This is a genomic window from Paenibacillus sp. V4I5, assembly GCF_030817255.1.
Classification (GTDB): domain Bacteria; phylum Bacillota; class Bacilli; order Paenibacillales; family NBRC-103111; genus Paenibacillus_E.
Genome location: NZ_JAUSZB010000002.1, coordinates 6,051,268 through 6,075,464 on the forward strand (window position 1 = coordinate 6,051,268; position 24,197 = coordinate 6,075,464).

21 protein-coding genes and 1 other annotated feature are annotated in these 24,197 nt (G+C 46.1%); of the genes, 15 read left to right on the forward strand and 6 right to left on the reverse strand.

All coding sequences use genetic code 11. The annotated features are described in order from the left end of the window. Positions 1 to 73: 73 nt before the first annotated feature. A complete protein-coding gene (locus QFZ78_RS29745; RefSeq protein WP_307552908.1) occupies positions 74 to 1,882 on the forward strand; it encodes a M3 family oligoendopeptidase in 1,809 nt (602 codons plus the stop codon). A gap of 56 nt (positions 1,883 to 1,938) precedes the next feature. Here the strand turns inward: QFZ78_RS29745 and QFZ78_RS29750 are convergent, their stop codons facing one another. After that, complete coding sequence (locus QFZ78_RS29750; protein ID WP_307552910.1) at positions 1,939 to 3,198, reverse strand: methyl-accepting chemotaxis protein; 1,260 nt, start codon at positions 3,196 to 3,198, stop codon at positions 1,939 to 1,941. A gap of 283 nt (positions 3,199 to 3,481) precedes the next feature. On the opposite strand from QFZ78_RS29750, the gene QFZ78_RS29755 reads away from it, so the two are divergent. Next, on the forward strand, positions 3,482 to 3,850 hold the full coding sequence (locus QFZ78_RS29755) for a hypothetical protein (RefSeq protein ID WP_047681433.1): 369 nt from the start codon (positions 3,482 to 3,484) through the stop codon (positions 3,848 to 3,850). A 55-nt stretch (positions 3,851 to 3,905) separates the two neighbouring features. Here the strand turns inward: QFZ78_RS29755 and QFZ78_RS29760 are convergent, their stop codons facing one another. From QFZ78_RS29760 to QFZ78_RS29770, 3 genes are read right to left on the reverse strand one after another with little or no spacing between them, the layout of a single operon-like run. Continuing rightward, positions 3,906 to 4,724 carry an ABC transporter ATP-binding protein gene (locus QFZ78_RS29760; RefSeq protein WP_307552914.1) on the reverse strand — a complete coding sequence of 273 codons (819 nt, stop codon included), beginning with the start codon at positions 4,722 to 4,724 and terminating at the stop codon, positions 3,906 to 3,908. Positions 4,725 to 4,757: 33 nt separating this feature from the next. Then, positions 4,758 to 5,807, reverse strand: a complete 1,050-nt coding sequence (locus QFZ78_RS29765; protein ID WP_307552915.1) for a FecCD family ABC transporter permease — start codon at positions 5,805 to 5,807, stop codon at positions 4,758 to 4,760. Beyond that, positions 5,804 to 6,835 (reverse strand): FecCD family ABC transporter permease, encoded by a 1,032-nt coding sequence (locus QFZ78_RS29770; RefSeq protein WP_307552917.1) that lies wholly within the window; start codon positions 6,833 to 6,835, stop codon positions 5,804 to 5,806. Before QFZ78_RS29770 ends, QFZ78_RS29765 begins: the two co-directional genes overlap by 4 nt. Before the next feature lie 179 nt (positions 6,836 to 7,014). On the opposite strand from QFZ78_RS29770, the gene QFZ78_RS29775 reads away from it, so the two are divergent. From QFZ78_RS29775 to QFZ78_RS29800, 6 genes are all read left to right on the forward strand, one after another. After that, on the forward strand, positions 7,015 to 8,013 hold the full coding sequence (locus QFZ78_RS29775) for an ABC transporter substrate-binding protein (RefSeq protein ID WP_307552920.1): 999 nt from the start codon (positions 7,015 to 7,017) through the stop codon (positions 8,011 to 8,013). A 627-nt stretch (positions 8,014 to 8,640) separates the two neighbouring features. Continuing rightward, entirely contained in the window at positions 8,641 to 9,318 is a 678-nt protein-coding gene (locus QFZ78_RS29780; protein ID WP_307552921.1) for a FadR/GntR family transcriptional regulator, read from the forward strand. A gap of 119 nt (positions 9,319 to 9,437) precedes the next feature. After that, positions 9,438 to 10,793, forward strand: coding sequence for an ABC transporter substrate-binding protein (locus QFZ78_RS29785; protein WP_307552922.1), 1,356 nt, complete (start codon positions 9,438 to 9,440; stop codon positions 10,791 to 10,793). Positions 10,794 to 10,862: 69 nt separating this feature from the next. Further along, positions 10,863 to 11,744 (forward strand): carbohydrate ABC transporter permease, encoded by an 882-nt coding sequence (locus QFZ78_RS29790; RefSeq protein ID WP_307552924.1) that lies wholly within the window; start codon positions 10,863 to 10,865, stop codon positions 11,742 to 11,744. Between the two features lie 2 nt (positions 11,745 to 11,746). Then, entirely contained in the window at positions 11,747 to 12,580 is an 834-nt protein-coding gene (locus QFZ78_RS29795) for a carbohydrate ABC transporter permease (protein ID WP_307552926.1), read from the forward strand. Positions 12,581 to 12,611: 31 nt separating this feature from the next. Next, positions 12,612 to 13,772, forward strand: a complete 1,161-nt coding sequence (locus QFZ78_RS29800; protein WP_307552928.1) for a trans-sulfuration enzyme family protein — start codon at positions 12,612 to 12,614, stop codon at positions 13,770 to 13,772. A 195-nt stretch (positions 13,773 to 13,967) separates the two neighbouring features. Here QFZ78_RS29800 and QFZ78_RS29805 read toward each other — a convergent pair whose 3' ends face one another. After that, a complete protein-coding gene (locus tag QFZ78_RS29805) occupies positions 13,968 to 14,207 on the reverse strand; it encodes an alpha/beta-type small acid-soluble spore protein (protein WP_307447511.1) in 240 nt (79 codons plus the stop codon). A gap of 158 nt (positions 14,208 to 14,365) precedes the next feature. On the opposite strand from QFZ78_RS29805, the gene QFZ78_RS29810 reads away from it, so the two are divergent. The 6 genes from QFZ78_RS29810 (at position 14,366) to ilvD (ending at position 21,134) form a co-directional block, all read left to right on the forward strand. Beyond that, complete coding sequence (locus QFZ78_RS29810; RefSeq protein ID WP_307552930.1) at positions 14,366 to 14,863, forward strand: hypothetical protein; 498 nt, start codon at positions 14,366 to 14,368, stop codon at positions 14,861 to 14,863. A 1-nt stretch (position 14,864) separates the two neighbouring features. After that, complete coding sequence (gene rnhA / locus QFZ78_RS29815) at positions 14,865 to 15,512, forward strand: ribonuclease H (RefSeq protein WP_307552932.1); 648 nt, start codon at positions 14,865 to 14,867, stop codon at positions 15,510 to 15,512. Between the two features lie 153 nt (positions 15,513 to 15,665). Then, positions 15,666 to 16,760, forward strand: a complete 1,095-nt coding sequence (locus QFZ78_RS29820) for a sugar ABC transporter substrate-binding protein (RefSeq protein WP_307552933.1) — start codon at positions 15,666 to 15,668, stop codon at positions 16,758 to 16,760. 70 nt (positions 16,761 to 16,830) lie between these two features. Then, positions 16,831 to 18,339, forward strand: coding sequence for a sugar ABC transporter ATP-binding protein (locus tag QFZ78_RS29825; RefSeq protein WP_307555950.1), 1,509 nt, complete (start codon positions 16,831 to 16,833; stop codon positions 18,337 to 18,339). Position 18,340: 1 nt separating this feature from the next. Continuing rightward, positions 18,341 to 19,327 carry an ABC transporter permease gene (locus tag QFZ78_RS29830; protein WP_307552935.1) on the forward strand — a complete coding sequence of 329 codons (987 nt, stop codon included), beginning with the start codon at positions 18,341 to 18,343 and terminating at the stop codon, positions 19,325 to 19,327. A 121-nt stretch (positions 19,328 to 19,448) separates the two neighbouring features. Continuing rightward, complete coding sequence (gene ilvD, locus QFZ78_RS29835; RefSeq protein ID WP_173188842.1) at positions 19,449 to 21,134, forward strand: dihydroxy-acid dehydratase; 1,686 nt, start codon at positions 19,449 to 19,451, stop codon at positions 21,132 to 21,134. Between the two features lie 373 nt (positions 21,135 to 21,507). Here ilvD and QFZ78_RS29840 read toward each other — a convergent pair whose 3' ends face one another. Next, positions 21,508 to 22,653 (reverse strand): permease, encoded by a 1,146-nt coding sequence (locus QFZ78_RS29840; protein WP_307552939.1) that lies wholly within the window; start codon positions 22,651 to 22,653, stop codon positions 21,508 to 21,510. Positions 22,654 to 22,812: 159 nt separating this feature from the next. Further along, positions 22,813 to 23,078, forward strand: a binding site (T-box leader). A 64-nt stretch (positions 23,079 to 23,142) separates the two neighbouring features. Between QFZ78_RS29840 and trpS the strand changes: the two genes are divergently transcribed. Then, on the forward strand, positions 23,143 to 24,126 hold the full coding sequence (gene trpS / locus QFZ78_RS29845; RefSeq protein WP_307552941.1) for a tryptophan--tRNA ligase: 984 nt from the start codon (positions 23,143 to 23,145) through the stop codon (positions 24,124 to 24,126). Positions 24,127 to 24,197 lie beyond the last annotated feature (71 nt).

Consider the following 24,197-nt stretch of genomic DNA (forward strand, 5'->3'; position numbering starts at 1 on the left):
ATCAAGATGAGTATTATTGGCGATCAGGTGGCGATTATGATTTAATAAAAGATGGAAAGGAAAGGTGATAGCTTTGCTTAATTTACCTCTTAATCAAACATGGAATTTAGAAACCTTTTTTCCTGGGGGAAGCGAGTCTCCTGCATTCGCAGCGCACCTAAAGGAGCTTCAAGCATCGATTGCTGCTTTTCAAGAACAAGTACGAAATACCCCCTCACCACAACAGGCAGAAGATACAGCTTCGCTAGAAAGACTGATAGAACTGTTTCAGCATAATTTGAAGCATATCCATGAGGCGGATTCTTTCGTAGGCTGCTTGCTAGCGGATAATCAGAAGGATAAGAAAGCGCCTGTACTTAGCGGACAGGTCAAAAGCTTGTTTGCAGAGCATTTGTCTTCGCTCACCCATTTTGATCAAGTTCTGACGGGGATTCCAGATGATGTATGGTCAGCTCTACTGCAGAAAGAGCCGTTCAAAGCTGTAGCTTTTCCGCTCCATGAGCGACGTGCTTTGGCCCAAGAGAAGCTGCCGCCTGAGCAGGAAGCCTTAATTAATGATTTGGCTGTAGATGGCTATCATGGGTGGGGAGATCTGTATAATACGACCGTTGGTCAATTCCGCATGGCTGTAGAGGTTGACGGTGAACAGGTGGAGCTATCCGCCGGTCAAGCGTTTAATAAACTACATACAGAGAATCGTGAAGAACGACTGGACCTGTTTGAAAAATGGGAACAAGCATGGACGGATAAAGAGGAATATTGTGCCGAAGCATTAAACCATTTGGCAGGTTTCCGTCTTCAGGTTTATAAATACAGAGGTTGGAAAAACATACATAAAGAGCCGCTTGCTATCAATCGTATGGAAGAGAAAACGTTGAATGTCATGTGGGAAGTGATCGACCGCAATAAAGACATTTTCGTTGCGTATTTGAACCGAAAAGCGAAACTGCTTGGCGTTGATAAGTTGGCTTGGGTTGACGTGGATGCGCCACTGGGCGATTCCTCGAAGAAAATTTCTTATGACGATGGTGCTAGTCTGATTGTCGATCAATTTAAACAGTTCAGTCCGAAGCTGGCAGCCTTTTCGGAAGAAGCCTTTGAGAAGCGCTGGATCGAAGCTGAGGATCGAGCAGGGAAGCGGCCTGGGGGCTTCTGTACATCTTTCCCGATAGCGGGTGAGACGCGTATCTTCATGACCTACGGCGGAACGTTAAATAACGTTTCTACATTAGCTCATGAGTTAGGTCACGGCTACCATCAGCATGTCATGACGGATATGCCTGCGTTAGCGCAGGAGTACGCGATGAACGTCGCAGAGACAGCCTCTACCTTCGCTGAAATGATTGTAGCGGACGCCGTTGTAAAGAGTGCCTCAACAGATGAAGAACGCATCGTTTTACTCGAGGATAAGATCCAACGGGCAATCGCTTTCTTCATGAACATCCATGCGAGATTCATCTTCGAAACGAACTTTTACGAAGCACGAAGTCAAGGTTTAGTTAGCGTTGAACGTTTGAATGAACTCATGGTGGATGCACAGAAGCTAGCTTACAAAGATGCTTTAAGCAGCTATCATCCGCATTTCTGGGCGGCTAAGCTGCATTTCTATGCGACGGATGTTCCTTTTTATAATTTCCCATACACGTTCGGTTACCTCTTTAGTGCAGGTATTTACGCAAGAGCGGTGCAGGAGGGTGCTGCCTTTGAAGAAAAGTATATCTCTTTGCTTAGAGACACAGGCAGCATGAACGTGGAGGAGCTTGCTCAGAAGCATCTCGGCGTTGATCTTACAGAACCGGATTTCTGGCAAAGCGCTGTCGATATGGCAGTTCAAGATGTGAAGCAGTTCATGGAACTGACAGAAGCTAAAGTCCAAGCGTGAACAAAAAAGGCTTTCCCATGACCGAAGTGGGAAAGCCTTTTTTGTACGAATAAAGCTTATAACTTGAAGACCTGAATCGTCTGTTGTAATTGTGTGACAACACGCGTCATCTCTTCGGCTTGTGTAACGATCCCTTGTACCGTAGTGATCTGCTCATTCATAGAAGCGGAAACCTCTTGTGTGCCAGCCGCTGATTCCTCCGTGATCGCCGATATGTTCTCCATCGCCGCGGCGATTTGTTCGGAGCTTGTCAGCATTTGCTCGCTTTCTTCCGCGAAGCGGGTAATTTCTTCCGAAATAAAGCCTACGCTTCCGACAATCTCAGCAAAAACAATTTCGGTTTGCTCGATTAACACGGTTTGTTTCTTCACGACATCTTCGTTCACTTGAATGCTGCGAATGGCTTCTTGAATACCTTGCTCGATGCTTTTCACGAAACCGAATACTTCACGTGTAAGAGAGGTTGACTCTTCAGCTAGCTTGCGCACTTCCTGAGCGACGACTGCAAAGCCCCGGCCATGTTCGCCAGCTCTAGCAGCTTCGATGGAAGCGTTGAGGGACAAAAGGTTCGTTTGCTCAGCAATCTCGGAAATGGAACGAGTAACGCTGCTGATGCCTTCAGCTTGACGAGCCAGCATATCGATTGTATCAGATACCTGCTGTGTAACTTCTACATTTCGTTTCATACCGATGCCTTGGCTTTCAACGGACGTGCGTCCTTTTTCTACAAGGGTCATCATCTGATCCGAGCGATCTTTCATTTCTTTCGCAGACCCGGCATAATTGACGATTCTCACTTCAATGTCTTTGGAGGTAATCGAAACACCAGAAACTTCTTCTGAAATTTGCCCGGCACCCGAGGCCAGCTCGTGGGCCGAAATACTCACTTGTTCTAGGACTGTACGGAAGCTTTCATTTTTAACATAAATATCACGGCTTGTTTGAAAAACCTGCTTCGAAATTGTTCCTGTGTCGCGAAGAATTTCGCGTAGTTTATCTATCATTTTGTTAAAGGATTGGCCAAGCTGCCCAAGTGTATCATCTGAGGTTACGGTTACTTTTTGAGAGAAGTCCCCTTTGGAAATGTTGAGCGCTATTCGGGATAAATCGGCAATGGGTTCCGTTAGCTGATTCTCGAACCATCGAATGAACGGGTAGCCGCCTCCAAGAATAATAAGTAGGAATATGATACCAAGTAAGCGATTCCAATCTGAAGCAAATGTCACAATCAACATGAAGATTGAATTCAAACCAATAAGTGCATAACAACCAAGTTGTAGTTTCTTTCTGAACGATAAGGTTGATACTTTATCCAATCCGACCGACTCCTCTGCGAAATTTGTTTATTTGTGTTGGAATCCATGATGTATGCTTGCAAATTATAACATTGAATCTGGAAATATTCTACATCATTTCGACAAATATCGTTCGTTTCTTACATTTGAAATGGGAATTTTATTAACATTACATAAAAAATAGTAAGAATTGTTTGAATAATGTAAATAAACTGTTGAATAATGTAAATAGTGTGAGTATAATAGGTCTACAGTCACATAAATTACATAATAAGTAAAAAAATAAAACTTAAGGAGGAAAGTAATGAATTTGGATCAGATACCACTCGCTAGACAAATCGATTTGGTGTTTAGAAAGATCAAAGAAGAATTATCACATGTGAATTCCGGTACTGTGTTTGTTCACATTCGCAACAATGAAATTGGTAAATTCGGCATTAAGCACCTTCCATTTGAGAGCAAAGACGGGGTATTGCCTGCAACTACGACCAAAGGTTTGACGGAGCTGCAGTATCAATCCTTTCGGCAGATGGCCATTGAATCATTGAAACGGAAGAAAAGCTGGACCCATGGTGAAATTTTGTTCGATTTCACAATTAGGCAAAACCTGGTATCTGCAAGTATTATGTTCGAGAGCAATTATAATATGGCTAATTTTGCAAGAACGATTTAGCACTTATACCTTTAATCGTAAACAGCCCCGGTCACTTAGATGACCGGGGTTGTCATTATTTATGGGGAAGAACGCGACCCTTTCCGTAAGGGATACACATAGGTGTTCGGAAGATAGGATCGGGCGCAACGCTGCATTTCATATCGAACACATCTAGAAGCAGCTGCTCGTTCACGATGTCTTCCGGCTTACCTTCTGCATACACAGAACTATCCTTAATGGCGACGATGTGATGGGCATAACGGCAGGCCAGATTGATGTCATGCAGCACCATCACGATCGTGCGTTGTTCGTTCTCATTCAGCTCAAACAATAAATCCAATACCTCAATCTGATGGGTTAAGTCCAGATAAGTAGTAGGCTCATCAAGGAGCAGTGTAGGGGTGTCCTGAGCCAGTGTCATAGCGATCCATGCTCGTTGGCGCTGCCCGCCAGATAAGGAATCCACACTGCGATCCGCGTAAGTGAGCATATTCGTAAGCTGGAGAGCATGCATGACTTTGCTCTCATCTTCAGATGACCACTGCTGCAGCCAACTTTGATAAGGGTAGCGTCCTTGCTTCACGAGCTGTCGTACGGTAAGCCCTTCGGGCGCGGAAGGTCCTTGTGGGAGAATGGCCATTTTCCGGGCTACCTCTTTTGTGGAGAGTTTGGCGATTTCCGTGCTATCCAGGAGGATTGCACCTGATTTCGGCTTCAGCAGTCTAGCAAGCGATCGTAGAAGTGTTGATTTCCCACAGCCATTGCTGCCAATAAACACGGTAATTTTGCCTTTAGGTATTTGTAAATTCAAGCTGTGAAAGATGGTCGTCTCTCCGTATGTCAACTGAAGCGATTGTGCTTCTAGTGCTTTTTCTTTTTCAAGGGTGGGCATAGGTCGATTCTCCTTTAAGTAAAACCGCTGTTGTTAACCGCGATTTCTACTGCGATATAGCACATAGATGAAGATAGGGGCGCCGATAGCTGCTGTGAATACACCTGCCGGAATATCGAGCGGTTTGAACAAGAAGCGTCCAGCTAAATCAGCCAACAGCAAAAGCAGGGAACCAGTCAATGCGGACACAGGGATAAGCGCACCGAAGCTAGCACCTACGAGCTTGCGGGAAATGTGCGGAGCCATGAGACCAATGAAATTGATCGCACCTCCGAAGGCAACTGCAGCCCCTGATAGTGCAACGCTTAGGATGATCAATAGGAAGCGTTGACGTTGAACGTTGCTTCCAACACTACGGGCGATATCTTCGCCCAAGGATTGTATGGTAATGTGCCGCGCATACAAGAAAATGATGGGAATTAACAGCACGACCCATGGTAAGAGCGGGTAAACCGCTTTTTTCCAGGAAACTCCATAAATACTGCCTGTCATAAAGGTCAGAGATTGATTAGCCAGAATAATCGGACCGGAAAGCAGCATGAGATAGGAGAGTGCGCTCATCGCAGCTGTAAGTCCCGTCCCAATCAGAACAAGCCGCAGAGGTGTGATTCCATTTTTCCATGAGAGTGAATAGACCAGTAAGGTAGCGACGAAAGCACCAATAATAGCTGCAACTGGCAGCCAGTGAATACTGACTTTATCTGAGAAAAAAAAGAAAAAAGAAACTGCTCCAAGTGTAGCCCCGCCCGTTGTGCCAATCGTATCCGGCGAGGTTAGCGGATTTCGTACAATGCCTTGCAGGATGGCTCCGGCTACACCTAGCGATGCACCAATCAAGACAGCAACAATGACTCTAGGTAGACGCAAAGTTCTAACGATCATCGTGCTTGGATCAGTCCCGTAACCAAAAACAGCGCGAACGACTTCAGCAGGTTTAATATAGATGCTTCCTATTCCTGTACTCAGAATCATCACGACGATGACAGCTAGGAGTAGAAAAAGAGAAACAATCAGAGATTTCTTACTGATCAGATAAGAGAAGCCTCTTTTTCGAATGGTAACATAACGATGGGAATGGCTCATTTCAGAAGTCCCCCTTTGCGAGCGATGTAGATGAAGAAGGGTACTCCGAGAATGGCTGTCGCTACACCGACATGTACTTCCTTAGGCATAACAATGAAACGAGCTATAATGTCAGCTCCAACTAAAAGAATGCCGCCTAGAACCGCACAATACGGAATGACCCAGCGATAATCGATTCCAACAAGAAAGCGAACGATATGCGGAATGATAATCCCTATGAAAACAATCGGACCCGCAACAGCAACAGAGCCCCCGGCAAGAATGACAATCACTACTGCGGAAATGAATTTCACGTATACGGTGCGTTGTCCAAGCCCTTTGGCTACATCATCCCCCATAGATAATATGTTGATGTGCGGTGATAGAAATATCGCACCAATCCAAGCGATTAATATATAAGGGTAAACGGATTGGAGCATGGCCATAGTCCGTCCTTCGACAGATCCGACAAGCCAGTATAAGACCTGGTCAAACGCTTTACCGTTTCCAAGCAAAATGCCTTGAGTTAGTGAAGCGAAAAATGCCGTCATTGCTGAACCAGCGAGTGTAATTTTCATAGGCGTTAAACCGTCGCGGCCTAGGGAACCGAGTCCATAGACAAGGGCAGAGCTGAATGCAGCACCGAGAAATGCAATCCAAGTAAATTGCGTAAGGCTGGAAACATTAAAAAATCCAACGGATAACACAATGGCAAAGGCTGCGCCTGAATTAATGCCGAATATGCTTGGAGAAGCGAGCGGATTCCGTGTAATAGCTTGCATAAGAGCTCCTGCAACAGCCAAGCTTCCTCCTACGAGAGCAGCTATCAAGGCTCTTGGGATGCGTACGGTTTGGATGATAATAGCCTCGTTTGTTGGTTTGGCGGCTTGATCAAAGGAGGTCATAATGTGATCCCATGAATACGTATGTAGGCCGAACATGACGCTGCTGAGCATCATTGCAGCCAACAAGCAGCAAGCTGCGAGTAATCCAATACTTTTATAGAAATGGTGGAGACGTACTTTGCTTGAATAACTTGAATTGTTCATGAATGAGTGCCTGCTTCCTTAAATGCTGCTTCATTTATTTTAATGAGTATGACTAGCGAAGTCAACGAATATGATAATCATTATCAATATATATTGACAGGCAGGTGATAAATTAGTAATATATGATAGATAATGATAATCGTTATCATCAAATGACAGCGTGGAGGGAACTCATTTATATGTTTGGAAAAAGTAATCATCAACAAGGAAGAGCTTGGGCTCTTATTGCACTTATGTTTATTTTGTCGGTTGTTTTAACAGCTTGTGGAGATAAGCCAAGTACACAGTCTTCGGCATCTGCAGCACCTCAAGAATCAGCGAAGGCGGATAGTCCTCGAACCATTAAACATGCCATGGGGGAATCGGCTGTACCAGCGAATCCAAAGCGTGTTGTCATTTTGACCAATGAAGGAACGGAAGCACTTATAGCGTTAGGCATTAAACCGGTAGGTGCCGTTGAATCTTACTATGGTAGCCCATGGTTTGATCATATTAAAGCTGATATGCAGGGTGTGACGACAATCGGCGGTGAATCACAGCCGAATTTGGAGTTGATTGCATCGCTTAAACCCGATTTAATCATTGGCAATAAGATGCGTCATGAGAAAGTCTACGATCAATTAAAAGCCATAGCTCCAACGGTCTATTCGGAGACGCTGCGTGGTGAGTGGAAAAGTAACTTCAGCTTATATGCCGATACGTTAAATAAGAAAGCCGAAGGCGATAAAATCATCGCAGCTTTCGATAAACGCATTGAGGATTTCAAAAGCAAAGCAGGTGATAAGCTGAAAGAGAAAGTGGCTGTCGTCCGTTTTATGGGTGGCAAAACTAGATACTATTACGGCAACATGTTCACGGGTGTTATTTTTAAACAAATCGGCATGGTTCGTTCGGATGCTAAGAGTGATGAGAAATCATTTGAAGACATTACCAAGGAGCGTCTAACGGAGCTTGATGCTGCGGATAAAGTGTTTTATTTTACCTATGAGACCGGAGATGGCAAAGGGACCAAGCAAGAACAGGAATGGATGAATGACCCGCTCTGGAAAAATCTTAAAGTGGTCAAAGAAAATAAGCTTATCAAAGTGAATGATGCGACATGGAATACAGCCGGCGGTGTCAAAGCGGCTAACATTATGCTGGATGATTTGTATAACCTATATCAAGTGAAGCCTTAAATCTAAGGGGCTGTCCTAAAAGTAGATAAAATCTATTTGAGGACAGCCCCTTTTCTTAGGTTAGGGGGGGAATGATTAAGCCTATTCTTACTTAAGATAGTTAGCTAAGAGAGAGTGGATATGGATAATCATTCGGTAAGTAAATGTGTTTGCCTAACTTTTTGTTTGCTGGTTTTTTGAAGAAATGGAGAATTAGAAAGGCAAGTTGTACAGCATACAACAATTTCCTTGATTTCTACTTGAAAAGCTATGAATGTTGTATGGTGTACTACAATTTAGCTTTTTTTTAGGCTTTAGAGCTACTTTAGGCTGAAATTGTTGTATTTTTTGCAACATTGTCGTGGATAACACGGATTAGCTTACCTATTGTTGTACAAAGTACAACTTTACACGGATAAGAAAGCAAAAGCTTTACGTCTTTCTTGTGGCGTAGCTTGCTTTGTAGGCAATCATACAATCACTCTCCCAAGGACTGCGTAAGCCGTTCATTTTGTGCTCCCGAAACAGTACGAATTTAAACGTTCAAAGGTGAAAACTTCGTTCGTTTGGCTTGACAACTGCATAGAATTCATACTATGATTCACCTGTCTGATAGGTACACAGGTTCGAAGATAAGGGGAAAAATCGATGCCGAAAATTCAGAAATACAATGTTCATGAACTAGTAGCACAAGAAATTCAACGATATATTGAGGAAAATGCTTTGAAAGAGGGAGACAAGCTGCCTTCCGCCGGAGAACTGACCGCGATGTTTGGTGTTGGCCGTTCGTCCTTGCGGGAAGCTCTGCGTTATTTGGAAGCCGTTGATATTGTTCGTGTAGAGAACGGTAAGGGTATTTTTGTGCGTGATGTTGATACGTTTCGTTTCACCGGCAAAGTGAAGGTGGAGAACGAGAAGAAGTTCTTACTTTCAATTCTTGATGTGCGTCGTGCACTCGAGGGCAAAGCGGTGGAGCTATCCGCACGGAATATCAATGCGAATCAATTGAAAGAGTTGGAAAAAATTTTACATGAATATAAAAGGCTAAAAGAAAGCGGGAAAGATACCTCGCAAATAGACCTTGCTTTTCACCAACACATTATTAAATCTTCAGGTAATCCGATCTTGGAAAGCGTCATTAACTCTATGAGCGGCCTTTATCAAAAGTTTTTCAACGATCCGCTTGGAGAGAAGCGCTTATTTGATGAGACCTATCCTTTCCATCATACGATTTACGAGGGGATTTCCCAGCATGATCCAGAAAGAGCGACAGGCGAGTTTCATCAAATGATGGATTGTATCGAGAAACTGATCAAAACCTACTAAAAAAAATGTCGATTTTTTTACTTGACGGAGAAAGCGGTATCAATTATGATCAACCTATCAGACAGGATGACTGGATGATACATCATAATCTAATCGCAACCGAGGAGGGGTATCTTCTTATGTGGGAAAAGAAAAAGCGTAAAGTATGGCCAACAGTAGTTGCATCTACGATGCTAATGGGGTTGCTCGCAGCTTGCGGCAGCAATACAGACACTGCAAAAAGTGATGCGAAAGGCAATAGCGATCAAGCAGGTGCCGGAGCAAGTTCTGGAAAAGTGGTTACCGTTCATATGATCGAGAGCTTGACGAGCCCGAAACGGACCGACATTCTCAAAGCGATGATTTCCCAATTCGAGAAAGAGAATCCGAACATTAAGGTCGATCTCATCTCGCCTCCGTTCGATCAAGCGGATAACAAGATTAGAACTATGCTTGCAGCTAAACAAGAACTAGATGTTCTAGAAGTAAGAGATTTGAACATCGCGGAGTACGTGAACAACGGGTACATTGATCCGCTCGATACTTACACAGGTACTTGGAAAGACTTCAGTACAGTAACAGCTGTGGCCAAGTCAATAGCAACGAATAACAATAAACTCTATTTCATTCCGAACGGCTTGTACCAGCGTCAATTGTTCTATCGTAAAGACTGGTTCGAGGAGAAAGGCTTGAAACCGCCGGTTTCCTACCAAGAACTATATGAAACGGGCAAGAAGCTAACTGATTCTGCTAAGAACCGGTACGGGTTCTCATTCCGAGGCGGTATGGGGTCTGCAGGCATCACCGATCAGATGGTACTCGCTTATAACGGGGATCAGGTGAATTTGGAAGATGCGCAGTTCTTAAAGAGCGGCAATACGATTTACTCTTCACCAGAAGCTAAGGAAGCCATTGAATTGTATATGAAAATTTATAAAGAAGCTTCACCTTCGGATGCTGTCAACTGGGGCTTCCAAGAGCAGGTACAAGCGTTCACTTCTGGTGTAACCGGCATGCTGCTGCAAGATCCGGACGTCATTCAAACCATACAAGAGAAAATGAAGCCGGAGCAATGGGCAACGGCACCGATGCCAACGGGACCAAACGGCAAGGCCCTCATTCAAGCAGGTGGAGCTGGTTGGGGTATCGCATCCCAATCCAAGAACAAAGAAGCGGCCTTCAAGTTGATCGCCTTCTTGTCTAATCCCGAGCAGAATACTGAGTTTGGTAAAAAGTACGGCTTAGTACCAATTCACACCACAGCGGCAAACGATGAGTACTTCAAAACAGGTCCTTACAAAACGTTGCTGGATATGTCCAACAAGCCGGACGTATTCATGAACTACAAGCCGCCGTTCCAATATCCAGGCACGGGACAATGGAATCAAGCGAGCATGGAGTCTGGCCAAGCGTATTTGCTCGGTAAGTTCACTGTCGTCGACGTTCTGAAGAAATGGGACGCTTATTGGATGGATCAAAAGTCGAAGAAAAAATAGCGTTTAACCTTCGTAATGGGTGGCGATTCGCTGCCCATTACCATTTTTCTATATGAGGTGGTGCATCTAATGAAGAGTCGGCAGCCGTTCATCTTATTTGGTTTGCTCCCCGCTCTATTACTGGTCCTTATTTTCACGTATTATCCGTTCCTAAAGGGCGGCATCATGGCGTTTCAAGAATACAAGCTGTTCGATCTTAGAAATGTCCATTTTGTCGGTCTGCAAAATTTTCGGGATGCATTCAAGGATCCAAAGTTTTTGACTGCTTTGCAGAACAGTGCGTACTGGGTGTTTTTTTCCTTAGTATTTCAATTTCTCATCGGGCTGACGCTTGCGCTGTTAATGAACAAAAAATTCCGGGGTAGAGGGATTTACCAAGGTTTAGTGTTTTACTCATGGGCGCTCTCAGGGTTTCTGATTGGGATGATTTGGAAGTGGATGTTCAACTCACAAATCGGCGTCATCAACGATCTTTTGCTCAAAACCGGAATAATCGAAACGCGAATCGGATTCTTATCGGATCCAAAGTGGGCTATGATCTCTGTCATTATCGCGAACGTATGGTATGGTATCGCATTTTTCGCAATTATGCTGCTCGCAGCGCTGCAATCAGTACCATCCGAGCTGTACGAAGCAGCCGAGATGGATGGAGCGAGCGAGGCACGCAAGCTGATTAGCGTTACGCTGCCCTACATTTTGCCGACGATCATTACGACTACTCTCCTTCGGGTCATCTGGATCTTTAATGATCCTACGATCATCTACGGCATGACGAACGGTGGACCAGCAGGAAGTACGCACATTTTATCATCATTAATGCTGGATAAAATCATTTACGCCGGTGATTACGGCGCGGCATCCGCAATCGGGGTTGTCATGATCGTGCTTCTATTGCTTTACACGTTGTTTTACTTATCCGTAACCAAATCTGAAAAGATGGGGGATTTCTAACCATGAAGACGCGCTTACAATTCATAGGTCCATTCAAGGTGTTTTTTCTAGCGCTTCATCTAGTGATCATGGTGTTCCCGCTATATTGGATTTTGATTACTTCATTAAAACCTCAGAATGAAATTTTCACATATCCGCTTAAATATTGGCCGACGAATATTACGTTCGACAATTATATCAACATTTTTAAAATATCCAAATTTCATGTCTACATCGGTAATAGCTTGTTGGTAGCTATCTCATCAGCACTGATTGTTATTGTGATCTCCGTTTTGAGCGCTTATGTCCTTGCCCGTTTTCAATTTCGCGGACATCGGCAAATTATGTTGGCGTTTTTTGCGACACAGATGCTGCCAGGATTCATTTCGCTCGGGCCACTTTACCTCATGATGACGCAATTGGATTTAATTAATTCCAGAATCGCTCTCGTACTCATGTACACGGTGGGGTTGATACCATTCTCGACCATTATTTTACGGGGCTTCTTTCAACGCATTCCTGCCAGTCTGGAAGAGGCGGCAATGATCGACGGTTGCTCACGGCTAGTTGCCCTAATCCGGATTATCGTGCCAATCATGATGCCAGGGATCGCATCGACTTTTATTTTCGCATTCGTGCAGAACTGGAACGAGTTGTTTATGGCGGTCATGTTCATCGATCACGACCTACTTAAGACGATGCCTGTGGCATTGAACTCACTTATTCTCAAATATGACGTCGATTGGGGCGCCATGTCGGCAGGCACCGTCTTGTCCGTCATTCCAACCGTCTTTCTGTTCGCGTTCGCGCAGCGTTTTATCGTAGAAGGCCTCACGCAAGGCGCAGTGAAGGGCTAAGCAGCAAATTTCGGATTGGAGAGAAACATCTATGAATAAAGATCAATCGGGGGATTCGCTTTACACCAAGGCGGCGCATGACCCGTACGATACTCGACACCATGGGGCGATTAACGTCCCCGTCTATCAAAACAGTTTATTCGCCTTCGAAACTCACGAACAATTCGATTTGGCCATGCAAAATGTGTTAGGGCATCATGTCTATTCGCGCGGCAACAATCCGACCGTTCGCAATCTGGAGGAGAAGCTTGCCCAAATGGAGGGTGGCGAGGACGCGAAGTGCTTCGCTTCGGGGATGGCTGCCATTACAGCGGCAGTTCTTTCTGTTGTCCAGCAAGGCGATCATATTGTCTGCGTGAATCACGCTTACGGTCCGACACGCGAGTTTCTCGGATTATACCTGGTCAAGTTTGGTATAGAGACGACTTTCGTTGACGGGACCGAACTCAGTAATTGGGAAGAAGCCATCAAGCCAAATACGAAGTTGATGTATTTGGAAAGTCCGACAACGATGACGTTCGAGCTTCAAGACTTGCGTGCGTGTGCTCAGCTTGCCGCGAGCAAGGGAATCAAGACCATCATCGACAACACATGGGCTACACCATGTCACCTAATGCCAATTACGTTAGGTATCGATCTGGTTGTCCATTCTATAACGAAATATATATCCGGACATAGTGATTGCTTGGGTGGGGTTGTCATCGGTTCACTGGAACTCATGACTCGACTTAGCAATTCGGAGTATATGCTATTCGGTGGGATCATGACGCCACAAACAGCGGCGCTAGTGATGCGTGGATTGCGGACACTTCCTCTTAGAATGGAACGCCATCAGCGCAGTGGGATGCTCATAGCCGAGCATATTAGCAAACAACCTTACGCCGTTCACGTCCACCATCCAGGACTCTCTACGCATCCTCAACATGACTTGGCCCTTCAGCAGCTAATAGGGTTCAGCAGCTTATTCTCGTTCGAATCGTTCGAATCGTTGGAGAAGCTGAAGGCTTGGGCAACAAAGCTCCAGTATTTCAAAATTGGCGTTAGCTGGGGCGGTTTTGAAAGTCTAGTCAACGTAAATGTGGTGCGGAGCGGAAATACTGAGCGGCACATTGTCCGCCTTTACGTGGGCCTTGAGGATCCGCAGGATCTGATTCGGGATATAGACGAAGCGGCTGCGGCTACATTAGTATGAACATCATCCCCCGAGGGGATAAGCTCGGAGAAGCGTATGCGGCAACTCGCAAATACGGTTCTGTAAGAGGCCTATGCAGCACTTGTGCATGGGCTTCCTTTATTTATTCGTCAGCATAAAAATAGAAGAGCTTTCTTCCAAGTAGTTTGCTACTTAAAAGAAAGCCCTTTTTAAACGTAAGTATAGGGGGAACTGTTATCTGCTGAATTTACCGGCTGCGCCGCCAGCAAGTTGCTGTTCAGCAATTTGAACGAGACGACGAGTGATGTTACCACCGATTGCTCCTGTATCACGAGAAGCCATATAGCCGTAGTAGCCGTCTTGAGGAATTTGGATGCCTAATTCTTGAGCAACTTCAAACTTCAATTGGTCTAGAGCTTGTGTAGCTTGTGGAACAACTAGTTGGTTGCTGCTACGAGATTGTCCTGATGCCATCTGATATCACCTCCAGTAATGGTAGTATAATCTTTTTTAGGAATTATACTCATAACTTAAATTGGAAATTTTCACCACAAAAAAACCTTAAAAGCAGGAATGCACAGTCTTTGCTATAATGAGAAAACCGAATAAAGGGGAGAGCGGAGGCAGGAGTTATGTTTGATATATCCATAAAGGGCTGGTCCCTAGATAAGGATTTGCAAATTATTCAGGCAGATGTCCTCATGGCGGTGGACGATAGTATTATTATTGAAGAGCCTCTCTGTGTAGATGTGGGGCTTCCAGCGTTCTTGTACAGTACCCTGCATGATACCGCGCCGAATCGTTTTGCGCCAGCGGATGAATGGGAGCGTATGCCGTTCTTTGTATGCGGCTGCGGAGATCCGGAATGCAGAGGTTTTTCGTTCGTTGTCCGTCATTTGGCGGATGAACAAGTGGAACTCGCATCTGTTGAGGAACGCTCTAATGGAACGTACCGCGAGCTTGAAACGCATATAATCCCTAGCTTGGAGTACAGCAAGAAGGTTTTGGCGGTAGGAGAATCTTATCTTGCGTTTATTAAAGATTTGGACTATCGGCCTTATTTCGGTGATACAGTGAAAGTTGTCGAAGATCTTGTACATCAAATACATCAACAATTACGGAGTGAATAAGATGGCAGCAGTGAAATATTATGTGGTTTGGGTGGGGCATCAACCAGGGATCTACCGTACGTGGGCTGATTGTCAGGCTCAGACCAAAGGTTATCCGCAAGCTAGATTTAAATCGTATGAATCGGAGCTGGAAGCACGTCAAGCACTAGAGAAGGGGTGGCAGAAGTCGCTCAATTTCTCTGGAAAAGGGGGGACAACTGTGACTTCCACGGGCAAGTCAGCAACCCCTGAGACGGCTCCTGAAGTTGACTATAATAGTATCTCTGTGGATGTTGGCTGTTCCGGGAATCCAGGAATTGTTGAATACAAAGGTGTCGACACGAAGACGGGCGAGATTATTTTCTATCAAGGCCCTATCTCCAAAGGCACGAATAATTTAGGTGAGTTTCTTGCAATCGTTCACGGGCTTGCTTATTTGCAGAAGCAAGGCAGTAATAAAACCATTTATACCGACTCAGTCACAGCTTTGAGCTGGATACGTAAAAAAGAGGTTTCCACTAATCTAGTTAGGGATGCTTCCACAGAAGAAATTTGGACATTAGTTGATCGGGCGTTGAAATGGCTCAAAACGAACACCTATACCAATAAAATTATGAAGTGGGATACGCGGAAATGGGGAGAAATCAAGGCTGATTTCGGAAGGAAATAAAAAAAGTCGAAATGTAAGAGAAAATATCTTCAAACATATTGACGGGAAATCCTCCCAATGCTAATATACAGTAATTCCTATTAAATTACTCGGCATAATTTTCGATAGAGTTGATAGGAAATAGAGTAAAGCATTAGATCGGGAGGGTAACTCATGAAAAGAACGAAATTAAGCGGTTTATTTATCATCTTGGCTTTAATAGGAAGCTTGCTTGCGGCCTGCGGACAAAAAGAGAGCAGCAGCGCTTCGGCAACACCTGCAGCAAGCGCGAGTGCGACTGACGCAGCTAAAGCAGCAGATTTAAGCGGAAAGAAAATTGCACTCGTGATGCAATTCAATACAGGTACATTTTCATCTCAGTATGTAGAAGGTGTGAAGGAACAAGTAGAGAAGCTTGGCGGTAAGGTAACGGTATTCGTTGCTGATACGGACCTGGCGAAAATGTCATCCAATCTGGATGCAGCGATTAATCAGAAATTCGATGGTATTCTCATTGATCACGGAACAGCTGAAGCGTTGGAAGCAGGCGTGAAGAAAGCACTAGAAAAGAAAATTCCAGTTGTAAGTTTCGATTCGATTCTTTCAGTTCCGGGCGTTACGTCCTTAGAGCAGGGCGATGAGAAGATGGCTGAAGCCACGCTAGAACAGCTTGCGAAGGATGCCGGCGGTAAAGGGAACATCGTGAAAGTATGGGTAGCCGGCTTTGCCCCGATGGAACGCAGACAATTGGCTTACCAATCTTTCCAAAAGAAATATCCAGACATTAAAGAAGTGGCTGCATTCGGGACAGCCAAAGATCCAGCGTTAGATACACAAACGCAAATGGAAGCGATTCTGAAGAAATACCCGAACAAAGGTGACATCACAGCGGTATGGGCAGCATGGGATGAGTTTGCGAAGGGCGCTTCCCGTGCGATTCAACAAGCAGGTCGTACAGAAATTAAAGTATACGGGATCGACCTTAGTGATGAAGACTTGCAATTGCTGCAAGATCCGAAAAGCCCTTGGGTGGCATCAGCAGCGGTAGATCCGAAAGATATCGGTCGCGTGCAGGTGCGTTACCTGTATCAAAAGCTGCATGGTGATCAAACGCCTGAGAAAGTGGTATTGGAGCCTGTTTATGTATCCAGAGACCAACTGCCGAAGGACAAGCAAATAAATACAACACAGCTTAGCGAATACGTCAAAGGCTGGGGCGGAAGCCAACAAGGCTATACGGACTGGTTGAAAGCTGCAGAAAAAAAATAATGTAATCCAAATAGGGTCCCATCGTCATTATGCGATGGGACTTTCAGATTGAGATGAGAGGTGAATGATGATGTCGGTAAACAATGGATCTTTGCTGCATATGAGAGGCATCACCAAATCTTTCCCCGGCGTGAAGGCGCTGCAGGAGGTTGATTTTGACCTGCAAAACAGAGAAATTCATGCCTTGCTCGGGGCTAACGGTGCTGGAAAGAGTACCTTGATGAAGATTTTATCAGGCGCTTATACCCCTGATAAGGGGCAAATTTCTATAAACGGCCAGTCTCTCAACATACAGACGCCTAAGGAAGCAATGGACCAAGGCATCTATTGCGTCTATCAAGAAGTGGACACAGCCTTAGTAGCTGGGCTTACGGTAACCGAAAATGTCATGATGGATAAAATGGTTCAAGGCGGGGCTTGGGTCAGTTGGAGAAAGCTGCATCGCGAAGCCGAAGCGATTCTAGCAAAGATCGGGGCTGCGTTCTCTGTTCGCAGCAAAGTGGACGAGCTGAGCATCTCCCAGAAGCAGCTCGTACTTATCGCTAGAGCGATGGCGCACAAGGCCAAGATCATCATTTTCGACGAGCCGACAGCGCCGCTCAGTCTGGAGGAGTCAGAGCGGCTGTTCCAGATCATGGACAGCCTGAAACGTGAAGGGGTGGGGATTATCTTCATCTCCCACCGCTTGCAGGAAGTGTTCCGCGTCGCTGACCGGATCACGATCATGCGCGACGGCCGCCACGTGCTCATGCAGGCGGCCGCAGACATGGACATCGCCGGGGTCATTGAGGCGATGCTGGGCAAGACCTTCACCGAGGAGTTCCCCAAAGCCGATGTTCCAATCGGCGATACCCTCCTCGAGGTGAAAGGGCTGCGCCGCGGCACCAAGGTACGCGGCGTTAGCTTTGCCCTCCGCCGAGGTGAAATCCTCGGCGTCGTGGGGTTGGTCGGCGCCGGGAAGACGGAGCTGAGCCGACTGATCTTCGGCGCCGACGCCGCGGACGGCGGCGAGGTGTGGCTCGCCGGGCGCAAGCTCGCGCTGCGCCATCCGGAGGATGCCGTGCGCGCCGGCATCGCGCTCGTGCCCGAGGAGCGCCGCAAGCAGGGCGTCCTCGTGGAGGAGACTGTGAAGCACAATCTGTCGCTTCCGATATTGCGCAAGCTGAGCTCGCTCGGCTTCGTGCAGCGCGGCGCAGAGAGTGCACACGCTGCGAAGATGGTGGAGCAGCTGGGCGTGCAGCCTAGTGATCCGAATCGCGCCCTGAAGCATCTAAGCGGCGGGAATCAACAGAAGGTGGCCGTGGGCAAATGGCTGCCGACGGGTGCTGATGTCTATTTGTTTGACGAGCCGACCAAAGGGGTCGATGTTGGCGCGAAAAGCGATATTTTCCGCTTGATCGGTCAGTTGGCCTCGGAAGGTAAAGGCATTATTTATTTATCCTGTGAGCTGAATGAAATTATAGGAATTGCCGATCGCATTTTAGTAATGAGCTATGGTTCTGTAGTGAAGGAGCTCTCCCGCGCGGAAGCGACGCAGGATCTCATTTTAACGTATGCGAGTGCGGGGGAGGCTGAATAGCATGAAGGAAAGAAGTTTGGATTTTACGTTTAAATACGGCGCTTTGTTCATCATAGCATTGGTGGTTCTCGTCTTTTCGATCATCAATGAGAATTTTATGACTTATGACAATATCGCGGACATTTTAAGGTCCATATCTATAGTGATGTTTGTCGCTATTGGGGTCACGTTATCGCAGATTGTAGACGGCTTTGATTTATCCGTGGGGTCAACGGTTTCATTATCCACTGTGGCTGCGGCGGCTTTGATGGTGTGGTACCAACAGCCACTCATTGTGGTCATCATTGTTCCTCTTATTATTGGAGCTATCATCGGTCTCATAAATTCTTGGCTTATCGTAAAAATTCGCATTCCGGATCTACTTGCTACTTTAGCGGTAATGTACATCATCGGTGGCGTGCAAAAAACGTATACGAAAGGCTTTTCCATCTATAATAATATGAGATTCCAAGACGGCACAGTGGCCAAAGGGAAGTTTACGCCGGAATTTCTCTGGATCGGACAAGGCAAGCTTCTTGGCGTTCCTGTGCCTGTTATACTTATGATTGTAGCTGTTATTGCTGTGCATGTCTTTCTGACGTATACTCGCTGGGGGCGCCAGCTCTATATTACGGGAGGCAATCGGGAGGCAGCACGTCTCTCTGGGATTTCGGTTAACAAGATCCGCTTAGCGGCCTATGTGCTGTCCGGCATTTTCGCAGCGTTCGGAGGTATTCTGTATGCTTCTCGTGTCGGTTCAGGACAAATTGATGCCGGTGCTCCACTTCTGATGGAAGCTGTTGCCTCGGTATTCGTCGGGTATTCCGTGCTTGGTGCAGGGAAACCTAATGTCATTGGGACTTTCTTTGGCGCTGTATTGATTGGCGTATTGCTCAATGGACTTACGATGCTAAATGTGCCTTATTTCGGATTTGATATTGTAAAAGGTGGGGTTTTGGTGCTGGCACTAGCCATTACTTTCGTCCATTTGAATCGACGCAAAGCCTAAGGTGGAATGTTTGGTGTTACTTTGACGCGTTATCATACTAAAGGCAGAAATTTTACGAGAAGTGTGGTATGATAGATTCATTGTTTTTCTCAAAAGAAAAGAAATCTAGGAGGAATTGAGAATGGCTCATCCAAAACAGCGCAGCGATATGATTAAAAAAGGATTCGACCGCGCTCCGCATCGCAGTTTGCTGCGTGCAGCCGGCGTTAAAGAGGAAGATTTCGGCAAGCCGTTTATCGCGGTTTGTAACTCTTATATAGACATTATTCCTGGACATGTTCATTTGCAAGAATTCGGTAAACTCGTGAAGGAAGCGATCCGTGAAGCAGGCGGTGTTCCTTTCGAATTCAACACAATTGGTGTTGACGACGGTATTGCAATGGGGCATATTGGAATGCGTTATTCCTTGCCAAGCCGTGAGATTATTGCCGATTCCTTGGAAACGGTTGTTAATGCCCACTGGTTCGATGGCCTTATCTGTATTCCTAACTGTGATAAAATTACACCCGGTATGATCATGGGTGCTCTCCGCGTTAACATCCCTACGATGTTAGTAAGTGGCGGCCCGATGAAAGCCGGTAAAGATAAAAACGGTAAATCCATTTCCCTATCCTCCGTATTTGAAGGCGTAGGTGCTTTCCAAGCTGGTAAATTAGATGAAGCTGGTTTAGAAGAGCTAGAGCAATACGGTTGTCCGACATGTGGATCTTGTTCCGGTATGTTTACAGCGAACTCCATGAACTGTTTGGCGGAAGGCCTTGGTTTGGCTATGCCGGGTAACGGTACAATTCTGGCTGTTGCAGAAGAGCGTAAGCAATTCGTGAAAGATTGTGCGAAACAATTGATGGTCCTGATTGAAAAAGACATCAAACCTCGTGATATCGTTACGATCGAAGCGATCGATAACGCATTTGCTCTCGACATGGCGATGGGTGGTTCGACGAACACGGTTCTTCACACATTGGCTATCGCGGCAGAAGCGGGCATCGAGTACCCGATTTCACGCATTAATGAAGTGGCAGAACGTGTACCTCACTTAGCAAAAATCGCTCCAGCTTCCGATTATCACATTGAAGATGTGCATCTAGCTGGTGGTGTGAGTGCAATTATTAACGAGCTGCTCAAAAAGCCGGGTGCATTTGACGGTGACCGTATGACAGTAACTGCTAAAACCCTGCGTGAAAATGTGGCAGGCTGTGAAATTGTGAACCATGAAGTGCTGCGTCCAATTACGAACCCGCACAGTGAAAGAGGCGGACTAGCTGTATTGTTCGGTAACCTTGCTCCTGAGGGTAGTATCGTTAAAGTCGGTGCCGTTGATAAATCCGTTGGCGGTCGTCACGTTGGTCCAGCCATTTGCTTCAACTCGCAAGACGAAGCTTTGTACGGTATTGCGAACGGTCATGTTAAAGAAGGCCATGTCGTTGTTATCCGCTACGAAGGACCGAAGGGTGGACCTGGTATGCCGGAAATGCTGGCTCCTACTTCCCAAATCGTAGGTATGGGTCTTGGCGCGAAGGTTGCATTGATTACTGATGGACGTTTCTCCGGGGCATCCCGTGGTATCTCCATCGGTCATATTTCTCCTGAAGCGGCTGAAGGCGGACCACTAGCTTTCGTACACGACGGTGACATCATTGATGTGGACATGGACGGCCGTAAAATCGAATTGCAAATCAGCGATGAAGAATTCGCGAAACGCCGCGAGAGCTGGACAGAGTTCCAACCGAAAATCCAAACCGGATATCTGGCGCGTTATACAAAAATGGTGACAAATGCTAGTGCAGGCGCCATTCTGAAGTTTTAATTATTTATATAAAAAAGGAGTCTCGCGATTGATGCGAACTCCTTTTTTATATGCTAGAATTTATATGTTTTGGGGTTTGGGGTAAGCAAGTTTACTTCTTTTTTATTCGTGCGTGCAGATAAGCTCGTTTTCCGAGCTTAATCTGCACAGGCTCGCGAGACCGCCTGAGAAGCCGATTTCCGGCTTCTCAGACTCTGTCAACGAGCTTCGGCTCGCAGAGCTCTCGCTATAAGCGCGTTTTCCGCGCTTATTCAGAACGAACGCGCAGGATGGTCTGTGTCTCGCCTGAGAACGTCGATTTGGCAGGAATTTGCTGTACTTTTTACATCCAACAAAAAATCCTACTCCTGTCGAGGGGCTTCAACATCTCCTTTTAAGCAAAAAAGAAATTCATAACAAGCAATGAGCCCCCCAATACCGTAACAGCGACGACGATGGAGAGAGTCAGCACGAAGCGGGCTTTAAAGATGGAGAGCATCATCAGCGTGCTTTTGACGTCGATCATCGGGCCGAACACAAGGAAAGCCAATAAGGAGCCTGGAGAGAAGGAATTGGCGAAGGAGGCAGCCACGAAAGCATCTGTAGTGGAGCACAGGGAGAGCAGGTAGGCAAAGCCCATCATGAACACATGTGAAATGAAAGGTCCCTGACCGATCGCAGATAAGCTGTCTTGGGCAACGAATGTTTGGATAAGAGCGGTCAAAAAGGCGCCTAGCATCAAGTACTTACTCATTTCGAACAGCTCGGTCGTACCGTGGCTGAACATAGTCATCGCGCGACCACCGCCGTGCGAGTGGTTGTGACCGTGGTGATGATCGTGATTGTGTTCATGTTCATGATGATTATGATGGTTATGGTTATGGTTATGGTTATGGTTATGGTGATGGTCATGGTCATGATCGTGAATGTGATCAGCGTGATGTTCAAGGCTGGAACCCCCGTGGTGGTGCAGCGTATTTGCCTCATTGTCGATAGGATGACGCAAAGGACTGCTTTTCAGGAAACGAGTCAGCAGCAATCCTACGGTGAGCGCAACGCCAAATGTAAGCCCCATTCGCGAATATGCCATTGAAGGCTCCCCACGAAAAGCCATGAACGTCGAGGCGAAGACAATAGGATTCAGAATCGGACCGACGAGAATGAAGATGACGGCTATGTACACAGGCATTCCTTTCCGCATGAGCCGACGAACGAAAGGAATCATTCCGCATTCACAGAGCGGGAACATGATGCCAAGAACGCAGGCAAATAAGATACCTCCTAGCGGGTGCCGCGGTGTCATGCGTCTGATGAACGCTTCAGGAATGAAGTTTTCAACAACCGTGGATAGAAGGACGCCTAGTAACATAAAAGGCAAAGCGTCGAGAAAAATATCCATGAAGGCTGTAAAGACGTGCTTGATTTCATAAATGACCAAACCCATAGGAGGAAGCTCTCTCGTTGTCACGATTAAGATTAGGAGAAACGCGCAAATCATCGTGGAGATAGGAAGGCTCCAGCGATATAGAGTCGATGGCAATTCAATGACACCCCTTTGTCCGTTGATGCGTCCCCGAAGGACGCGGAGTTATTTTATCCATGGAAAGGCTAGTATGATCTATCCTATGTACATGCAGGTCCAGATAGGACAACGTCCTTGATTGACAATCGATTGTTAGGGTGTATAATTATATAAAATCAATTCGCGATGATAGGAACAAGTAAGTTTGTTTTCCGTTTCTCAGAGAGCCGGTGGTTGGTGTGAACCGGTGAAACAAGCAAACTGAATGGATCCTTGAGCATGAGGCTGAACACAGCATGCAGGTTGCCGGAACCTAGGCCGGAGAACATCCTCATCTGTCTAAGTATGCCAAACGGCAGCTCCCCGTTATCAGAGCCTGAAGGTCTTATTGAACAATTGTTCAAGGACAAATTAGGGTGGTACCACGGTCTCTCGTCCCTTGCGGGGAGAGGCCTTTTTGTTGTTTTTTAAACCATAAATAGTTAAGAATTCTGGAGGGATTATCCAATGAAACGAGTATTATCCGGTATGCAATCCAGCGGACAGCTGACGATTGGCAACTATATTGGCGCACTTCGCAATTATGTGAAGCTGCAGCATCTGCATCGCTGTTATTTTATGGTCGTAGATATGCACGCCATCACGGTTCCGCAGGATCCGGCAGCTCTGAAGGAGCAAACAGAGTCTATAGCTTCGCTTTATGTTGCTTCGGGGCTAGATCCAAGTAAGGCATCCATTTTCCTGCAATCCCATGTCCATGCGCACGCAGAGCTCGGCTGGATCATGACGACGCTGACGCATATGGGAGAGCTGGAGCGTATGACACAGTTTAAGGACAAATCCGAAGGCAAGGATTCCGTCGGTGCTGGCCTATTTACGTATCCATCCCTGATGGCAGCAGACATCTTGTTATACAATGCGGACCTTATTCCAGTTGGAGATGATCAGAAGCAGCATTTGGAGCTGACGCGCGATTTGGCGAACCGCTTCAATAACCGGTTTGGTGAAATGTTCGTCATGCCGCAGCCTTATATGCCTGAGATTGGTGCGAGAATCATGTCTTTGGATGATGCAACCAAAAAGATGAGCAAAAGCAGTCCGAATGCAGGTAGTTACATCGCCATGCTGGATGAGCCGGATGTAATCCGGAAGAAGCTGAGCCGTGCGGTCACTGATTCAGGCCGTGAGGTGAAGTATGATCCACAGAACAAGCCTGAGGTCAGTAATTTGATGTCGATCTACTCACACTTTGCTGAGATGAGTGTAGCTGAGATTGAAGCCAAATACGATGGGCAAGGCTATGGTCCTTTCAAAAAGGATCTAGCTGAGCACCTCGTAGCTGTTCTCGAGCCGATCCAACAACGCTATCGTGAAATTCGCAGCTCAGGTGAAATTTTCGACATCTTGAAAAAAGGTGCGCAGGAAGCCGCTGAAGTGGCTGATCAAACCCTGCTCGAAGTGAAGAAGCGGATGGGTTTCGTTGTTATATAAAAAGCAAAAAGAGCTCAAACAGCTAATATAGCTGTTTGGGCTCTTTCTCTTTTTGACAATAGTTGTAGATT